This is a genomic window from Verminephrobacter aporrectodeae subsp. tuberculatae, from assembly GCF_026127385.1.
Lineage (GTDB): Bacteria > Pseudomonadota > Gammaproteobacteria > Burkholderiales > Burkholderiaceae_C > Acidovorax > Acidovorax aporrectodeae.
This window is the reverse complement of the sequence record NZ_QZCX01000001.1, coordinates 1,609,446-1,626,953: the sequence shown is the minus strand read 5'-3', so window position 1 is coordinate 1,626,953 and position 17,508 is coordinate 1,609,446. Positions and strand designations below refer to the sequence as shown.

Annotated in this window: 5 protein-coding genes; all 5 read right to left on the bottom strand. The window is 67.2% G+C overall.

The window, feature by feature from the left end; all coding sequences use genetic code 11:
* Nucleotides 1-14 precede the first annotated feature (14 nt).
* Nucleotides 15-869: a substrate-binding periplasmic protein gene (locus D5041_RS06850; protein ID WP_265284167.1), complete on the bottom strand. Its 855-nt coding sequence runs from the start codon at nt 867-869 to the stop codon at nt 15-17.
* A 25-nt stretch (nt 870-894) separates the two neighbouring features.
* Nucleotides 895-1,713 carry a substrate-binding periplasmic protein gene (locus D5041_RS06845; RefSeq protein ID WP_010103353.1) on the bottom strand — a complete coding sequence of 273 codons (819 nt, stop codon included), beginning with the start codon at nt 1,711-1,713 and terminating at the stop codon, nt 895-897.
* 44 nt (nt 1,714-1,757) lie between these two features.
* Nucleotides 1,758-2,498 carry a FadR/GntR family transcriptional regulator gene (locus D5041_RS06840; protein WP_265257886.1) on the bottom strand — a complete coding sequence of 247 codons (741 nt, stop codon included), beginning with the start codon at nt 2,496-2,498 and terminating at the stop codon, nt 1,758-1,760.
* Nucleotides 2,499-2,748: 250 nt separating this feature from the next.
* Nucleotides 2,749-2,958: a hypothetical protein gene (locus D5041_RS06835; RefSeq protein WP_010103350.1), complete on the bottom strand. Its 210-nt coding sequence runs from the start codon at nt 2,956-2,958 to the stop codon at nt 2,749-2,751.
* 55 nt (nt 2,959-3,013) lie between these two features.
* Nucleotides 3,014-17,359, bottom strand: coding sequence for an Ig-like domain-containing protein (locus tag D5041_RS06830; protein WP_265284166.1), 14,346 nt, complete (start codon nt 17,357-17,359; stop codon nt 3,014-3,016).
* Nucleotides 17,360-17,508: the final 149 nt, after the last annotated feature.

Below are 17,508 nucleotides of genomic sequence, written 5' to 3'. Positions count from 1 at the left end.
CGGTTCAGGGGGCTTCAGCGCAGACTCCGCGTGGCGCGCTGCTCTTCCTCCGTGAGCGCCGACTGCATGCGCCGGGCCACGCTGCGCAGCCAGTCCAGGTACACCTGCTGGTCCTTGGCGACGCCCATGCCGGTGTCGATCTGGAAGATATTGCTGTCCTGGCAGTCGTTTTCCTTGGGGAACGCGGCCAGGCCCTTGAGCTTTTTGCTGATGTTCGGCCAGAGCATGCGGTTGATCGGGGCCACGTCGGAGCGGCCCGCGAGCACCTCCTCGATGGGCGCCACCGAGCCCGAGTTGGCCACGCCGCGCATCTTCGCGTTGGGAAAGCGCTGGCGCACCAGCGGCTCCTCCCCCGCGCCCGAGAAATAGGCCATGGTGATCTCGGGCTTGTTGAAGTCGTCCAGCGTTTGCGCACCGGTGAACTTGGGGTTGTCGGCGCGGCCGAACATGCACACGCCGGTGCTCGAAAAGGTGACGAAGTCGATGATCTTGGCGCGCTCGGCGGTCTCGTTCAACGGGCCGATCATGATGTCCATCTGGTTCGCCACCAGCGCCGGCACCTTGGTCTCGTGGCTCACCGCGACGGGCTGGATGCGCACGCCCAGCAGCTTGGCGAACTCCTTGCCCAGGGTCCACGACGGACCCGACCAGGGCTCGCCCATCCCGCTGGTGTTCTGCGCCAGCCAGGGCGGGTTGTTGACCACGCCCACGCGCAGCGCGCCGGCCTTGCGGATCGCGTCCACGCGGACGCTGGCGCCGGGCGCCGGCGGGGTCTGGGCGCTGGCGCCGGTGCTGACCCCGACGACCACGGCGGCAAGCACCGCGCGCGGCCACGTGCAGCCACGGCTGCTTTTCAGAGGGAATGACATGGAAAGTCTCCTTTCGGGTTTGCGTTCATTGCATTGCCTGGACCATGCGCGCCTCGTCCGCGTTGAGCCTGGCCTGGTGCGCGCGCGCCACCTGGCGCAGCCAGTCCAGGTAGACCGGCTGGTTCTTGTCAACGGCCAAGCCCACCGGCGAGGCCTTCTCGGCGCTGCTCTGGCAATTGTTTTCCTTGGGCAAAGCCGCCAACCCCTTGACTTTGCGTTGCAGGCCGACCCATGACACACGGTTGATCGGCGCCGCGTCGGCACGGCGCGCCATGATTTCCTCCACCGGCGCCGTGGCGCCGGAGCTGGCCACCGCGCGCAGCTGCGCCCGCGGGAAGCGCGTCCTGATCCAGCCCTCCTCCGCGCTCCCCGTGAAGTAGGCGATGGTCACTTCGGGCCGGTTCAGATCGTCCACCGAAGCGGCTTGGGCGAATGGGGCCGCCTTGTCTGCGCGGCCAAACATGCAGACGCTGGTGGTCGAATAGGTGACGAAGTCCACCACGTTCAGGCGCTGCGGTGTTTCGCCCAAGGGGCTGATGGTCATATCGACCTGGTTGGCGGCCAGCACCGGCACCTTGGTCTCGTGCGACACCGCGACGGTGCGCAACCGCACCCCCAGCAGGCGCGCGTATTCCTCGGCCAGCAACCAAGCCGGGCCACTCCAGGGTGCACCGCTGCCGGTGGTGTTCTCCACCAGCCAGGGCGCGTTCTGCAACACGCCCACGCGCAACGCACCCGCTTTGCGGATCGCATCCAGCCGCGGACTGGCGCCCGCCGCAGGCGCCGGTTGCGCCTGCGCCACCGCGCACAGGCCGGCCAAGCACCACACCACCATCGGCACCATCCGCTTGTTCCTGAAAACGTATTGCATCGATGACTCCTTAGGGTTCAGCGCCAGCTTTGGGCAAATTCGCAAATCACCTGCTCCAGGTGCGCGCGCATCGCGAGCCGGGCGGCTTCGGCCTGCCCGGCGACGATGGCCGCGAAGATTTGCTGGTGGTCCTCTTGCGACTTCTGCCGCAGTTCGGGCGAGTGGAAATGCTGTTCGATCTGGGTCCACAGCGGGCCGCGCTCCTGCTCGCGCAGGCCTTGCACGGTGCGGCGCAGCACGCTGTTGCCCGAGGCCTCGGCGATATGCACATGGAACTGCACGTCCGCGGCCTCGTTGGCGGCCTTGTCGTGGAGCTGTTCGCGCATGGTCTTGAGCGCGGCAAACAGGCGGTCGAGGTCCGCGTCCTTGCGCGATACCGCGGCCACGGCCGCGACCTCGGACTCGATCAGGCAGCGCGCGCGCAGCAGTTCAAACGGCCCGACCCCCGTCTCCCGGGCACCGGGCAGCGGCGGCACGGCGGCGCCCTGCGCCTGGCACACGTAGATGCCCGAGCCCCCGCGCACCTCCACCACGCCCTGGAGTTCCAGCGCAATGATGGCCTCGCGCACCGCCGTGCGGCTGACGCCGAAGCGATCCGCGAGCGCGCGCTCCGAGGGCAAACGCTGGCCCGGCAAGAACTCCCCCTGTTTGATCAGTTTATGAACGCTGGCTGCCAGACGCAGATAGGCCCTGTCGTGGAGCTTGTCCTCGTTGTCGAGGAACTGCTCGGGTTGTGGGTGGACGAGTTCGAGTGTCATGGCGGGAAGTGGATGGACCAATTATTCGTTGGTTTACCAGAATGGGGGTTAGTGGTTTACCACTAGCGCTCGACCCTGAGCGCCTTCGCGAGGCGTGTTGGATGCCCCGGAAAGCGAAAGGCCTCCCTTGCGAGGAGGCCTTCACACGCTTCTGCCCGGGGCTCCCGGCTCCCTCTCCTGATGGAGGATTTCCGGGTGCCTTCGGACAAGCGACGGAGCGGATATCTACGGCGTCATCCGCTCAAGGTGCCTACGCCACTTTCGCGGGAAATCCACCGCCGAGCGCCTTTGCGATCTTCTGCTCGGTCTCGTACTGACCCAGCGCGAACACCGCCCAAGTCATGGCAAAGATCCAGCCAACCAGCGTGATTTGCAGCAACAGGCAGACGATTCCCGCAATCGGCCTGCCAATCGTGAAGAACGCCAACCAGGGCAATACCATGGCAATGAAGAGACGCATAAGGGATCCTTTCGTGAGTTGATGAATAGTCAAACCCGGCCTTATATCACGCCGATCAGAGCCAAAACCCGTTGGACGCCAAATCGGACGCCAGGCCCACGACGGACAGCTGCATCTGCGCCGGGGCGCCGGGGGCGGTAATGGCGCCGTTGGCCTGGCCGTCGGCGTCGAACGGTCCGCCATCGCTGATTTCAAAGTCCAGCCGCAGCCGCCCGCCCTCGCTCACCATCTTGCCGCCGTAGGCTGCGCTGCTCAGGTTGATCCAGGTGCCGCTGCCGTCTTGCATCCAGTAGCCGTTGACGCCCAGCGCGGGGTCCAGGTACAGGCTGAACTTCTCGCTGCTGCGGCCTGCGGCCAGCGTCGCCCGGAAGCTGAGCAGCCCGAGGGGCATCTCCATTCCATCGGGCCATTGGGCGGGGGCGTCCTCTTGCGCCAGGCGGGTGATGCGCGCGCCGCTGTCCGGATCGACCTTGCCGTCCTGGCTGCCTGCCACCAGGGTCACGGGGGTGCTGGCTGCGCTCTCTGCGGTGGCGCGGACTCTGGCGCTGGTCGATCCCACTGCCGCCTGCGTGCCGTCCTGGACGCCGTCGCCGTTGCCGTCGCCGGCCACGGGGGCTGCGCCGTCGGGGCCGGGGAGGCCGGGGGTCGGGTCTTCGAGGCTGTCGGGAATGCTGTCGCCGTCCGTGTCCTTGCTGTCCTTGGGCGCCGGGCCTTCCGGGGGCGATGGGCTCGGGCTCGGGGCTGGATTCGGACCCGGACCCGGACCCGGACCCGGAGCCGGACCCGGAGCCGGACCCGGTGGCGCGGGGGTGTGGTTGTCCACCGGCGTGGCCGCGAAACTGGCTGCGTCGTTGCCGGCCGCGTCCTGTATGGCGTTGGCATCGTTGCCGGCCGTGGGGTCGGTGTAGGCGAGGCTCACGGCCTGGCCGTTGGTGACAGCGGTGGCCAGCGTCAGGCTCACGGTCTTTTCCTGCGCGCTTACCGCGATGGCGGTGACGGCGGTGGGCACGTTATCGACGCGCACCGTGAAGGCCGTGGTGGGCGGGATATGCGTTGCGTCCAGGCTGGTCCCCTCGGTGTAGCGCAGCACCAACTGGCTGGCGTTGGCCGTGGCGCTGGCGAGCACCGGGGCGCGGGTGTCGATCTGGTAGCGGGGGCCATGGGCGTGGCCGGTGCCGGCGCGGCCTGCGGCGTTGCGCACGCCCTCCTGGTTCACGCGGATGGTGTTATTGCTGTTCTCAACGCCGGCCGTGGGGGTGAATGTCGCCGTCCAGGTTCTTCCTTGGTCATTCGTCGTGGGGTCGGTCAATGTGCCGTTGGCCTCGCTGAGCACGACGTCGTCGCGCGTGAAGCCGGTGACGGGCTCGTTGAAGGCAAAGGTGACTGCTGTGGTTTCGCCAACGGTCAGGTAGGTGTCGGCCAGTGTGACCGTGGCTGTTGGGCCCGCGGTGTCTGCCGGTCGGGTGTCCACGCTGTAGTTGGCGCTGTCTGCGCTGCCGGTACCGGTGTTGCCTGCGTCGTCGGTTATGCCGGCGAGGTTGACGCGAATGGTATTGGCCAGGGCGTTGACGTTGGCCGTGGGCGTGAATGTCGCTGTCCAGACCGTGCGCCCGGCGTTGGCCGTGGGCGAGCTCAGCGTGCCGTTGGGGCACAGGATGTCGCTGGTGTCCAAGCCGGTGACGGGCTCGCTGAAGGTGATGGTGACGGTTGTGGTTTTGCCTGCGGTGAGTGTGCTGTCTGCCAGCGCGATGGTGGCCGTGGGGCGCTTGGTATCCACGCTGTAGTTGGCGCTGGAGGCGCTGCCGGTGCCGGCGTTGCCTGCGTCGTCGCGCACGCCGGCGAGGTTCAGGCGGATGGTATTGGTTGCTGCGTTGGTGTTGGCCGTGGGCGTGAGGGTCGCCGTCCAGACCGTGCGGTCCTCGCTGGCCGTGGGCCAACCGAGCGTGCCGCTCGTGCACAGGATGTCGCTGGCGTCAAAGTCTTCTACGGGTTCGCTGAAGGTGATGGTGACGGTTGTGGTTTTGTCCGCGGTGAGCGCGGTATCGGCCAGCGTGATGGTCGCCGTGGGGCGCGTGGTGTCCACGCTGTAGTTGGCGCTCTCTGCCCTGCCGGTGCCGGTGTTGCCCGCGTCGTCGCGCACGCCGCTGAGGTTGACGCGGAGGGTATTGGCTGGGGCGCTGGTGTCGGCCGTGGGCGTAAGGGTCGCCGTCCAGACCGTGCGCTCGGTGTTGGCCGTGGGGGGGCTTAGCGTGCCGCTCGTGCATACGATGTCGCTGGCGTCGAAGCCGGTCACGGGCTCGTTGAAGGTGATGGTGACGGTTGTGGTCTCGCCCGCAGTGAGCGCGGTGTCTGCCAACATGATGGTGGCGGTGGGGCGCTTGGTGTCCACGCTGTAGTTGGCGCTCTCTGCGCTTCCGGTGCCGGTGTTGCCTGCGTCGTCGCGCACGCCGCTGAGGTTGACGCGGATGGTATTGGCTGGGGCGCTGGTGTCGGCCGTGGGCGTAAGGGTCGCCGTCCAGACCGTGCGCTCGGTGTTGGCCGTGGGGGGGCTTAGCGTGCCGCTCGTGCACAGGATGTCACTGGCGTCGAAGCCGGTCACGGGCTCGTTGAAGGTGATGGTGACGGTTGTGGTTTTGTCCGCGGTGAGCGCGGTATCGGCCAGCGTGATGGTCGCCGTGGGGCGCGTTGTGTCCACGCTGTAGTTGGCGCTGATGGCGCTGCCGGTCCCGGCGGTGCCTGCGTCGTCGGTCACGCCGGCGAGGTTGACGCGGATGGTATTTGCCCCGGCATTGGTGTTGGCCGTGGGCGTGAATGTCGCCATCCAGACCGTGCGCTCTGTGTTCGCCGTGGGCGCGCTCAGCGTGCCATTGGGACACACGATGTCACTGGTGTCCAAGCCGTTGACGGGTTTGTTGAAGGTGATGGTGACGGTTGTGGTTTTGTCCGCGGTGAGCGCGGTGTCGGCCAGCGTGATGGTCGCCGTGGGGCCGGTGCTGTCCGTCCGGGTGTCCACGCTGTAGTTGGCGCTGATGGCGCTGCCGGTGCCGGCGGTGCCTGCGTCGTCGCGCACGCCGCTGAGGTTGACGCGGATGGTATTGGCTGGGGCGCTGGTGTCGGCCGTTGGCGTGAAGGTCGCCGTCCAGACCGTGCGCTCTGTGTTCGCCGTGGGCGCGCTCAGCGTGCCGTTGGGACACACGATGTCGCTCGCGTCCAAGCCGTTGACGGGTTTGTTAAAGGTAATGGTGACGGTCGTGGTCTCGCCCGCGGTGAGCGCGGTATCGGCCAGCGCGATGGTCGCTGTGAGGCCGGTGCTGTCCGTCCGGGTGTCCACGCTGTAGTTGGCGCTGATGGCGCTGCCGGTGCCGGTGTTGCCTGCGTCGTCGGTCACTCCGGCGAGGTTCACGCGGATGGTATTCGCCCCGGCATGGACGTTGGCCGTTGGCGTAAGGGTTGCTGTCCAGACCGTGCGCTCGGCGTTCGCCGTGGGCGCGCTCAGCGTGCCGCTCATGCACACGATGTCGCTCGCGTCCAAGCCGTTGACGGGTTTGTTGAAGGTGATGGTGACGGTCGTGCTTTCGCCCGCGGTGAGCGCGCTGTCGGCCAGCGCGATGGTCGCGGTGGGACGCGTGGTGTGCACGCTGTAGTTGGTGCTGGATGCTGTTCCGGTCCCGGCGTTGCCCGCGTCGTTGCGCACGCCGGCGAGGTTCACGCGGATGGTATTCGCCTCGACATCGGTGTTGGCCGTGGGCGTGAGGGTTGCTGTCCAGACCGTGCGCTCGGCGCTCGCCGTGGGCCAGCCCAGCGTGCCGTTGGTGTACACGATGTCGCTCGCGTCCAAGCCGTTCACGGGCTCGCTGAAGGTGATGGTGAGCGTCGTTGTCTGGCCCGCGATGAGCGCGTTGTTGGCCAGCGCAATGGTGGCGGTGGGGCGCGTGGTGTGCACGCTGTAGTTGGTGCTGGAGGCGGTGTCGACTCCGGCGTTGCCCGCGTCGTTGCGCACGCCGGCGAGGTTCACGCGGATGGTATTCACCCCGGCATCGGTGTTCGCCGTGGGCGTGAGGGTTGCTGTCCAGACCGTGCGCTCGGCGCTCGCCGTGGGCGCGCTCAGCGTGCCGTTGGTGTACACGATGTCACTGGCGTCCAAGCCGTTCACGGGCTCGCTGAAGGTGATGGTGAGCGTCGTTGTCTGGCCCGCGGTGAGCGCGTTGTCGGCCAGCGCGATGGTCGCGGTGGGGCGCGTGGTGTGCACGCTGTAGGGGCTGCTTTCGGCGCTGCCGACTCCGGCGTTGCCTGCGTCGTCGCGCACGCCAGAGAGGTTCACGCGCAGGGTATTCGCCCCGGCGTTGGTGTTCGCCGTGGGTGTGAGGGTCGCTGTCCAGACGGTGCGCTCGGCGTTCGCCGTGGGCGTCGTCAGCGTGCCGTTTGGGCACACGATGGCGCTCGCGTCCAAGTCGGTCACGGGCTCGCTGAAGGTAATGGTGACCGTCGTGGTTTCGCCCGCGGTGAGCGTGCTGTCGGCCAGCGTGATGGTCGCCGTGGGTCCCGTGCTGTCCGTCCGGGTGTCCACGCTGTAGTTGGTGCTGATGGCGCTGCCCGTGCCGGCGTTGCCTGCGTCGTCGCGCACGCCGGCGAGGTTCACGCGGATGGTGTTGGTTGGGGCGTTGGCGTTGGCCGTTGGCGTGAAGGTCGCCGTCCAGAGCGTGCGCTCGGCGTTCGCCGTGGGTGTTGTTAGCGTGCCGCTCGTGCACACGATGTCGCTGGCGTCCAAGTCGGTGACGGGCTCGTTGAAGCGGAAACTGACGGTTGTGGTCTCGCCCGCGCTGAGCGCGGTGTCGGCCAGTGTGATGGTCGCCGTGGGTCCCGTGGTGTCCGCCCGGGTGTCCACGCTGTAGTTGGCGCTGAGGGCGCTGTCGGTGCCGGCGTTGCCCGCGTCGTTGCTTACGCCGGCGAGGTTCAGGCGGAGGGTATTGGCCGGGGCGCTGACGTTGGCCGTGGGCGTGAGGGTCGCCGTCCAGAGCGTGCGCTCGGCGTTCGCCGTGGGTGCGCTCAGCGTGCCGTTGCTGCACACGATGTCGCTGGCGTCCAAGCCGGTGACGGGCTCGTTGAAGCGGAGGGTGACTGTCGTGGTTTCGCCCGCGCTGAGCGCGCTGTCGGCCAGCGTGATGGTCGCCGTGGGGCGCGTGGTGTGCACGCTGTAGTTGGCGCTGTCTGCCCTGCCAACCCCGGCGTTGCCCGCGGCGTCGGTCACGCCGGCGAGGTTCACGCGCAGGGTATTCGCCCCGGCGTTGGTGTTCGCCGTGGGCGTGAGGGTCGCCGTCCAGACCGTGCGGTCGGCGCTCGCCGTGGGCCAACTCAGCGTGCCGCCCGTGCACACGATGTCGCTCGCGTCAAAGCCTTTGACGGGCTCGCTGAAGGTGATGCTGACCGTCGTTGTTTGGCCCGCGGTGAGCGCGGTGTTGGCGAGCGCGATGGTCGCCGTGGGGCGCTTGGTGTCCACGCTGTAGTTGCTGCTGTCTGCCCTGCCGGTGCCGGCGTTGCCCGCGTCGTTGCTTACGCCGGCGAGGTTCACGCGGATGGTATTGCTTGGGGCGGTGGTGTCGGCCGCGGGCGTGAAGGTGGCCGTCCAGACCGTGCGCTCGGCGTTCGCCGTGGGCGCGCTTAGCGTGCCGCTGGTGCATACGATGTCGCTGGCGTCCAAGCCGTTCACGGGCTCGCTGAAGCGGAAGCTGACCGTCGTGCTTTCGCCCGCGATGAGCGTGTTGTCTGCCAGCACAACGGTCGCTGTGGGCCGCGTGGTGTGCACGCTGTAGTTCGCGCTGATGGTGCCGTCGGTCCCGGCGTTTCCCGCGTCGTCGCGCACATTGGCGAGGTTCACGCGGATGGTATTCGTCGCTGCGTTGGTGTTGTCCGTTGGCGTGAAGGTGGATGTCCAGACCGTGCGCTCGGCGTTCGCCGTGGGTGCGCTCAGCGTGCCGCTCGTGCACACGATGTCGCTCGCGTCCAGGCCGTTCACGGGCTCGCTGAAGCGGAAGCTGACGCTTGTCGTTTCTCCTGCGCTGAGCGCGCTGTCCGCCAGCGCGATGCTCACCGTGGGGCGCACGGTGTCCACGCTGTAGTTCGCGCTGATGGCGCTGCCGGTCCCGGCGTTGCCCACGTCGTCGCGCACGCCGGCGAGGTTCACGCGGATGGTGTTCGCCCGGACGCTGGTGTCGGCCGTTGGCGTGAAGCTCGCCGTCCAGACCGTGCGCTCGGCGTTCGGCGTGATCGCGCCCAGCGTGCCGCTGGGACACACGACGTCGCTCGCGTCCAAGCCGTTCACGGGCTCGTCAAAGCGGAAGCTGACCGTCGTCGTTTCGCCCGCGCTGAGGGCGGTGTCGGCCAGCGTGATGGTGACCGTGGGGCCGCTGCTGTCCGTCCGGGTGTTCACGCTGTAGTTGGTGCTGACGGCGCTGCCGATCCCGGCGTTGCCCGCGTCGTTGCGCACGCCCGTGAGGTCCAGGTGGATGGTGTTCGTCCCGGCGCTGACGTTGGCCGTGGGCGTGAAGGTCGCCGTCCAGACCGTGCGCTCGGCGTTCGCCGTGGGCGCGCTCAGCGTGCCGCTCGTGCACACGATGTCGCTCGCGTCCAGGCCGGTGACGGGTTCGCTGAAGCCAAAGCGGACGGTCGTGCTCTCGCCTGCGGTGAGCGCGCTGTCGGCCAGCTCAACGGTCGCTGTGGGCCGCGTGGTGTGCACGCTGTAGTTGCTGCTGGCGCTGCCCACCCCGGCGTTGCCCGCGTCGTCGCGCACGCCAGTGAGGTCCACGCGCAGGGTATTCGTCTCGGCGTTGACGTTCGCCGTGGGCGTGAAGGTCGCCGTCCAGACCGTGCGCGCGGCGTTCGCCGTGGGCCAGCTCAGCGTGCCGTGGGTGTAGACGATGTCGCTCGCGTCGAAGTCCCTGACGGGCTCGCTGAAGCGGATGGTGACTGTGCTGCTCTCGCCCGCGGTGAGCGCGCTGTCTTCCAGCGTGACGGTGGCCGTGGGGCCGGTGGTGTCGCGCGTGTCCACGCTGTAGTTGGCGCTGCGCGCGTTGCCGGTGCCGGCGTTGCCCGCGTCGTTGCGCACGCCGGCGAGGTTCAGGCCGATGGTGTTCGTCGCGTCGTTGACGCCCGCCGTGGGCGTGAAGATGGCCGTCCAGACCGTGCGCGCGGCGTTCGGCGTGATCGGGCCCAGCGTGCCGTTGGCGTCGCTGAGCACGACGTCGCTGGCGTCCAGGCCGGTGACGGATTCGTTGAAGGTGAAGCTGACGGTCGTCGTCTCGCCCGTGGTGAGCGCGTCGTCGGCCACCGTGATGCTCGCCGTGGGGCCCGCGGTGTGCACGCTGTACTGGGCGCTGGAGGCGTTGCCCACGCCGGCGTTGCCTGCAGCGTCGGCAACGCCCGCGAGGTTCACGCTGATGCGGTTGCTTGCGGCGTTGGCGTTGGCCGTTGGCGTGAAAGTTGCCGTCCAGGTTTTGCCGTCACTGCCTGCCGCAAGCGGCCCCAGCGTGCCGCTGGCCTCGCTGAGCACGACGTCGCTGGCGTCAAAGCCGGTGACGGCCTCGCTGAAGGCGAAGGTCACGGTGGTGCTCTCGCCGGCGCTCAGGCGCGTGTCGGCGAGCGTGATGGTGGCGCTGGGCCGCAGGGTGTCCACGCGGTAGTTGGCGCTGCTCGCGTGGTCTGCGCCGGCGTTGCCTGCGGCGTTGCTCACGCCGGCAAGGTTCACGCGGATGGTGTTGCTGCTGTCCTCGACATTGGCCGTGGGCGTGAAGGTGGCGCTCCAGGTTTTGCCGTCGGCATTCGCCGTGAGCGGGCCGAGCGTGCCGTTGGCGTCGCTGAGCACGACGTCGGCGGCGGTGAATCCGGTGACGGTTTCGCTGAAGGCAAAGCGGACGGTGGTGGTTTGGCCGGCCGTGAGATGGGTGTCGGCCAGCGTGATGCTCGCGCCCGGCCGCGTGGTGTTCACGCTGTAGTTGGGGCTGATGGCGTGGCCATCGCCTGCGCGGCCCGTGGCGCCGGTCACGCCGCCGAGGTTCACGCGGATGCTATTCATCGCGTCATCGACGTTCGCCGCGGGCGTGAAGGTGGCGCTCCAGGTTCTTCCGTCAGCGTCCGCCGTGAGCGGGCCGAGCGTGCCGTTGGCGTCGCTGAGCACGACGTGGGCGCTCGTGAAGCCGGTCACGCGCTCGCTGAAGCGGAAGCTGACGGTGGTGGTTTCTCCCGGGGTCAGGCGGGTGTCGGCGAGCGTGATGGTGGCGTTCAGGCGCGTGTCGTCGAAGGTGTTGATCTGGTAGTTGGCGCTGCTGCCCAGACCTTCGCCCGCGTTGCCCGCGTCGTCGCGCACGCGGCTCAGGTTCACGCCGATGGTGTTGTTCGCGGAGCTGATGTTCGCCGTGGGCGTGAAGGTCGCGGTCCAGTTTCTGCCGACGGTGTCGGGCGTGAAGTGGCTCAGCGTGCCGTTGGCGCCGGTGAGCACGACCTCGTTCTGCGTGAAGCCGGTCACGCGCTCGTTGAAGGTAAAGGTGACGAAGGCCGTCTCGCCCATGGTGAGCTCGGTGTCGGACAGCGTGATGCTCACGGTGGGGCGCACGAGGTCGTAGCTGAACGGCTCGGAGGACGGGGTTCCCTCTCCCTGGTTGCCCGCCAGATCGGTCACGCCGGAGAGGTTCACCCGGACGCGGTTGCTGCTCGTCGAGCGGCCGACGGCAGGCGGGGCCGTGAGGGTGCACTGCCAGGTGATGCCGTCGTCGCTGCGCAGGTCGGAGAAGATGCCGCCGCTGGACGCGGGGTTGATCGTGAGGTCCGACAGGGTGAAGGCCTTGCCGTCCGTGGGAGGCAGGCTCCGGTCCAGCGCTTCGGAGAAGACGATGGTGACGCTGGTCGCTTCGTTGCCGCTGAGCTTGCTTTCAGCGAGCGTGATGGAGCGCACCGAGGGCCGCGTGGTGTCCACCTGGTAGTCGGCGCTGCTCGCGTGGCCGAACCCGGTGCGGCCGACGGTGTTGGTCACGCCCGCGAGGTTCACGCGGATGGCGTTGCTGCTGTCCTCGGTATTCCCATTCGGGGTGAACGTGGCGCTCCAGGTGCGGCCGTCGGCGTTCGCCGTCAGGGGCCCCAGCGTGCCGTTGGGCGCCTCGACGTCGTCGGCCGTGAAGCCGAGGACCGGCACGTTGAAGCGGAAGGTGACGGTGCTCGTCTCGCCGATCTTCAGGGCGCTGTCGCTCAGCGTGATGGTGGCGCTGGGGCGCGTGGATTCGATGGTGTCTATCTGGTAGTTGGCGCTGGTGGCGCTGCCGAAGCCTGCCCGGCCTGCACGGTTGGTCACGCCGGCCAGGTTCACGCGGATGGTGTTGCTCGTGTCCTGCACGTTGAGCGTGGGCGTGAAGGTCGCCGTCCAGGTCGTGCTGAGTGAATTCCCCGTGAACAGGCTCAGCGTGCCGTTGGCGTCGCTGAGCACGATGTCGTCTGCCGTGAAGCCCCTCACTTGGCTGTTGAAGACAATGGTGACGGTGGTGGTTTCGTCGATCCTGAGGTCGGTGTCGGCCAGCGTGATGGTGGCGGTGGGGCGCATGGCCGTGGTGTCGATGGCGTAGTCGGCGCTGCTGGCCGTGCCCTCGCCCGTGTTGCCTGCGGCGTTGCTCACGCCCGCGAGGTTCACGCGGATGGTGTTGCTCGCGTTTGCGGTGTTCGCCGTGGGCGTGAAGGTCGCCGTCCAGGTCTTGCCGTAGGCATCCGCGGTGAGCGGGCCCAGCGTGCCGTTGGCGTCGCTGAGCACGACGTCCTGCTCGGTGAAGCCCATGACCTCCTCGCTGAAGGCGAAGCGGACCGTGGTGGTCTGGCGCATCGTGAGGCTGGTGCTATCGAGTGCGATCGTGACGCCGGGGCGCACGGTGCTGACGCTGTAGCTGGCGCTGCTGGCCTGGCCAGAGCCTATGGTGTCGGCCGGGTTGACGGCGTCGGTCACGCCGAAGAGGTTCACGCCGATCGTGTTGCTCGCACTGTGGACGTTGGCCGTGGGCGTGAAGGTCGCCGTCCAGGTCTTGCCGTCGGCGTTCGCCGTGAGCGGGCCCAGCGTGCCGTTGGCGTTCGTGAGGATGACGTCGTCTGCCGTGAAGCCGTTGACGCGATCGTTGAAGACAATGGTGACGGTGGTGGTTTCACCGGCCATCAGCTGGCGGTCGGCGAGCGTGATCGTCGCGGTGGGCCTGATGACGAGGTCGCGGGTGTCTACGTTGTACCAGCCGCCGTGGAACCCGCCCTCGCGGGACATATTGCCCGCGAGGTCGCGGATGCCGTGCGCCGCCCCCATCACGACGCTCAGCTTGGCCCAGGTCACGGAGGTCCGGAACGTCGGGGCGCTGAGGGTGATGCTCCAGATCTTTCCGCCTTCGCTGGAGTTCAGGCCGGACATCGTGCCACCGGAGGCGCCGGCGGAGCTGTATATGTCGTCGAGGCCAAAGCCCGTCACCGGTTCGTTGAAGGTGACGGTGATGGTCAGCGTGCCGTTGGATCGCAGGTTGTGGCTCGAGACGGCGATCCCGTTCACCTGGGGCGGGGAGCTGTCGTTGGCGTAGGCTTGGTCGTTGGCTATGTAAGTCCCCGCCGGGTCGCCGGGCACGTTGCCCCCGCCGACCGTGTTGCCCGCGGCATCGCTGATGTCGCGCAGCTTGATCGCGATGCAGTTGTCGGGCATGTTGTCCGCAGAAGGGGACCGGAGCGTGACCTTCCACGTGGTTCCGCCGTCCGTGGTGCGCAGGTTCGACAGCGTTCCCCGCAGGCCATTGATCGACTGGTTGCGCTGGGTCAGGGAATCGATGATCTCCAGGTCATCGAGCGTGAAGCTGCTTGTATCGATTGCCTGGGAGAAGGTGATGGTGACGGTGGTCTCCTCGTGCGCCGCCAGGAGGCGGTCGTCGATGACCAGACTGCGCAGCATGGGCCGCACGGTGTCCACGACGTAGTTGGCGCTGCTCGCGCTGCCGACCCCGGCCACTCCCGCGGCGTTGCGCACGCCCGCCAAGTCCACGCGGACGGTGTTGTTCGCGACCTCGGTGTTCGCCGTGGGCGTGAAGGTCGCCGTCCAGGTCTTGCCGTCCGCGCCGACGGCCAGATCGCTCAGCGTGCCGTTGCCGCTCGTGAGCACGATGTCGGCGGCGTCAAAACCGGTGACGACCTCGTTGAATTGGAAGGTCACGATGGCGTGCGCGCCCACGGTGAGCGGGCTGGCCAGCGTGATGCGCAGGCTGGGGCGCCCGGCGATGGTGTCGATGTCGTAGCTCACGCCGGTGGCAACCACCCCCTCGCCCGCGTTGCCCGCCAGGTCGTTCACGCCGCGCATGTTCACGCGAAAGGTGTTGTTCGACGAGCTGATGCCGGGAGTCGGCGCGCTCAGGGTCGCGGTCCAGACGCTGCCATCGCCGGTGGACGTGAAGTGCGACAGCATGCCATCGCGCAGGCCGTTGACCAGCAGCACGTCGTTCAGGCCAAAGTCCGTCACCGGTTCGGAGAAGGTGAAGCTCACCAGCGCGCTTTCTCTGTACTTGAGGACGGTGTCGCTCTCGCCCGCGCCGTAGCTGATGCGCGTGCCAAGCAGCGTGGGCCGAATGGTGTCCACGCTGTAGCGCAGGCCCGTGGCCACGATGCCCAGGCCCGCGCTGCCCTCGCGGGTGTTGACGCCCGCGAGGTTCACGCTGATCGGGTTGTACGCCGATGTGACGCCGGCGCCGGGGGCATTCAGCGTCACCTCCCAGGTGTCGCTGCTGCCGTCGCCCCCGGGCTGCCAGGCGGTGAACACTTGGCCCACGCTGCCGCTACCGGGGGCCAGGACTACGTCGGAGGCGTCAAAGCCCTTCACGGGCTCGCTGAATTTGATGGTGACGTAGGCAGTCTGGCCAATGCCGAGCCGGTCGTCGTCGATGCTGTGGCCGCTCGCGGCCAGCGTGGGCAGCACGGTGCCCACGGTGTAGGCGTTGCTCGAGACCGGGTCGCCCAGGCCCGCGGTGCCATGCGTGTCGCGCACGCTGTTGACGTTCACGCGGATCACGCCGCTGGCGTTGCGCGTGTCGACCAGGGGCGTGAGGATGGCGGTCCAGGTTTTGCCGCCGTCGGTGCTCGCGGGCTCGCCCAGCGTGCCCCGGGCATTCGAGAGGTCCAGGGCCGCCCTGAGGCTGGTGACGCTGACTTCCTTGGAGAAGGCAAAGGTGACGATGGCGGTCTCTCCGGCATTCAGGTGGGTGTCGGAGAGCGTGATGCCGTCGAGTTGGGGCCGCGTGCTATCCACGGTGTACTCGGCGGACTCGTACATCCCGGAGCCCGGATTGCCGTTCTCGTCCTTGACCTTGGACAGGTCCAGGGAAATGCGGCCCATGCCCTTGCCCATGGTCACGTTCGGGGTGAACGTGGCGGTGCAGACCTTGTCGGTATCGTCCCATCCCAGGGCGGACAGAACGCCCAGGGGCGAGACCACGTGGCGGATGAAGTCCTCATCCGGCAGCGCGGCGCTGAACGCGAAAGTCACCGTCGTGCTCTCGCCCCGGCTCAGGTAGGAGTCACCCAGGCGGATGACGACGTTATTCAGCGTGGAACTCCAGCTGCTGCCCACAGCGGTCACGACCGTGTACTCGCTGGACTGGAACACCCCCGTGCCCTGGTTGCGGAACTTGTCCGTGACGTTCGTCAGCTCCAGCGTGAGGCGGCCGTGGAGCCCGCGCACGTCGGCATTCGGGGTGAACGTGGCGGTGTAGATTCGGGCGTTGTCCGTCGCCCGGGTCAGGTTGGACAAGTGGCCATACGGCGTTGCCACGTCGCCGATGGCGAAGCTGTCGAACGACGGCCATCCGTCGAACTCGAAGGTCACCGTCGCGGTCTCGCCCGGGGTCAGGCGGGTGTCGCTCAGGTGGATGCTGACGCGGCTGAAGTCGGAGAGCGGCGCGTTGTCCACGGTGTACTCGGTGGACTGGAACACCCCCGTGCCCGGGTTGTCGTCGCTGCCGTTGAGCTTGGCCAAGTCCAGCGTGATCTGGCCTACGGCCTGGCGCGTTCTGCTGTGCGGCGTGAAGTGGCCGGTGTAGATCCTGGCGTTGTTCGGGTCCTTGACCAAGTCGCGAAAGACGCCCAGCGGCGCCACGACGTCGCTGAGGGCGAAACTCGATTCCAACGGCGCTGCGTTGAACTCGAAGGTCACGCTCATGCTCTGGTCCAGCGTCAGCAGCGCGTCGCTCAGGCGGATGCTCACGTGATTCAGATTCGGGTTGCTCTGCGCGTTGCGCGGCATGGTGTCCACGACGTACTCGGCAGACTGGAACGTCCCGGCGCCCGGATGGCCCTTGTAGTCGCCGGCGTCCGAGACGTTCGCCAGGTTCAGGCTGATGCGGCCGACGGACCGGCTCGTGTTCGCATTCGGTGTGAACGTGGCGGTGTAGCTCGTGCCGCCGACCACTTCCGTGTTCAAGTTCGACAAAACGCCATTCGGCACCACCATGTCGGGGATAAGAAAAGTCCCGTTCCACGGTCCTTCGTCGAAATCGATTCTGACCGTCGTCGTCTCGCCTTCGGTCAGATAGGGGTCGTCGAAGCGGATGGAGACCTTCGTGACGTTCGCCGGCACCATGGTGTCCACGGTGTATTCCCTGGACTGGAACACCCCGGTGCCGTCATTACCAATTTCAGTCGAATCCCTGAGGTTCGCCAAGTTCAGCGTGATCCGGCCCACGGCCCGGTTTATGTGGTCATTCGGTGTGAATGTGGCGGTGAATATCTTGAGGTTGTCGGGGTTCTGGACCAAGTTGGACAGCGTGCCATGGGACACCTCCACATCGTGGGTCGTGAAACTGTGCGACCGGTTGTGGGACGGAGGGGGTACGTCCGCGGGTAGGACAATGGGCGACCACGGCACTTCGTTGAACTCGAAAGTGACCGTCATGGTCTCCCAATAGGTCAACACTTCGTGGCTGAGGCTGATGGTGACGTGGTTGAGACGGGGGTTGGAGACCGCGTCGGGCGACGTGGTGTCCACGGTGTACTCAGCGGACTGGAATACCCCGGCAAGCCGCCAGAAATAGCCATACTGGATGTTCGCGGCCAGGTCCAGGGTGATGCGGCCCTTGCCCTTCATATTCTCAGTCGGTGTGAACGTGGCGGTGTAGACCCGGGAGTTGTCCGTCTCCTGGGTCAAGTCGGACAAAGCGCCAAGGGGTGAATCCAGAACATCTGTACGGTCGCTCGATGCGTACGAGAGTCTGAAGGAAGAGCGCGTGGAGTTATACCAATACGGTCCTTCGTTGAATATGAAGGTCACCGTCATGGTTTCCCCAGCGGTCAGATAGGTGTCGCTGATGAGAATGGTGGCACTGGTGACGTGCGTGGAGTGGCCGTCGTATGGGTGGGTCATGGGAGACTCCTTTGAAAATAATTCCGTTATGGCGCGGAAAATTTCAGGTAATAAAATTCTCGCCCTTGTAATCCGGTCGAGCGCCCGATTCGCTGCATTACAGTGTGTGCGGGAACTTCACGCGGCGGTAGCATCCAGTGCGAATGCAA

Coding starts and splice junctions, on each gene's coding strand:
- D5041_RS06840 (WP_265257886.1), bottom strand. CDS start 2,498: ATGACACTCGAACTCGTCCACCCACAACCCGAGCAGTTCCTCGACAAC.
- D5041_RS06845 (WP_010103353.1), bottom strand. CDS start 1,713: ATGGTGCCGATGGTGGTGTGGTGCTTGGCCGGCCTGTGCGCGGTGGCG.
- D5041_RS06850 (WP_265284167.1), bottom strand. CDS start 869: ATGTCATTCCCTCTGAAAAGCAGCCGTGGCTGCACGTGGCCGCGCGCG.
- D5041_RS06830 (WP_265284166.1), bottom strand. CDS start 17,359: ATGACCCACCCATACGACGGCCACTCCACGCACGTCACCAGTGCCACC.
- D5041_RS06835 (WP_010103350.1), bottom strand. CDS start 2,958: ATGCGTCTCTTCATTGCCATGGTATTGCCCTGGTTGGCGTTCTTCACG.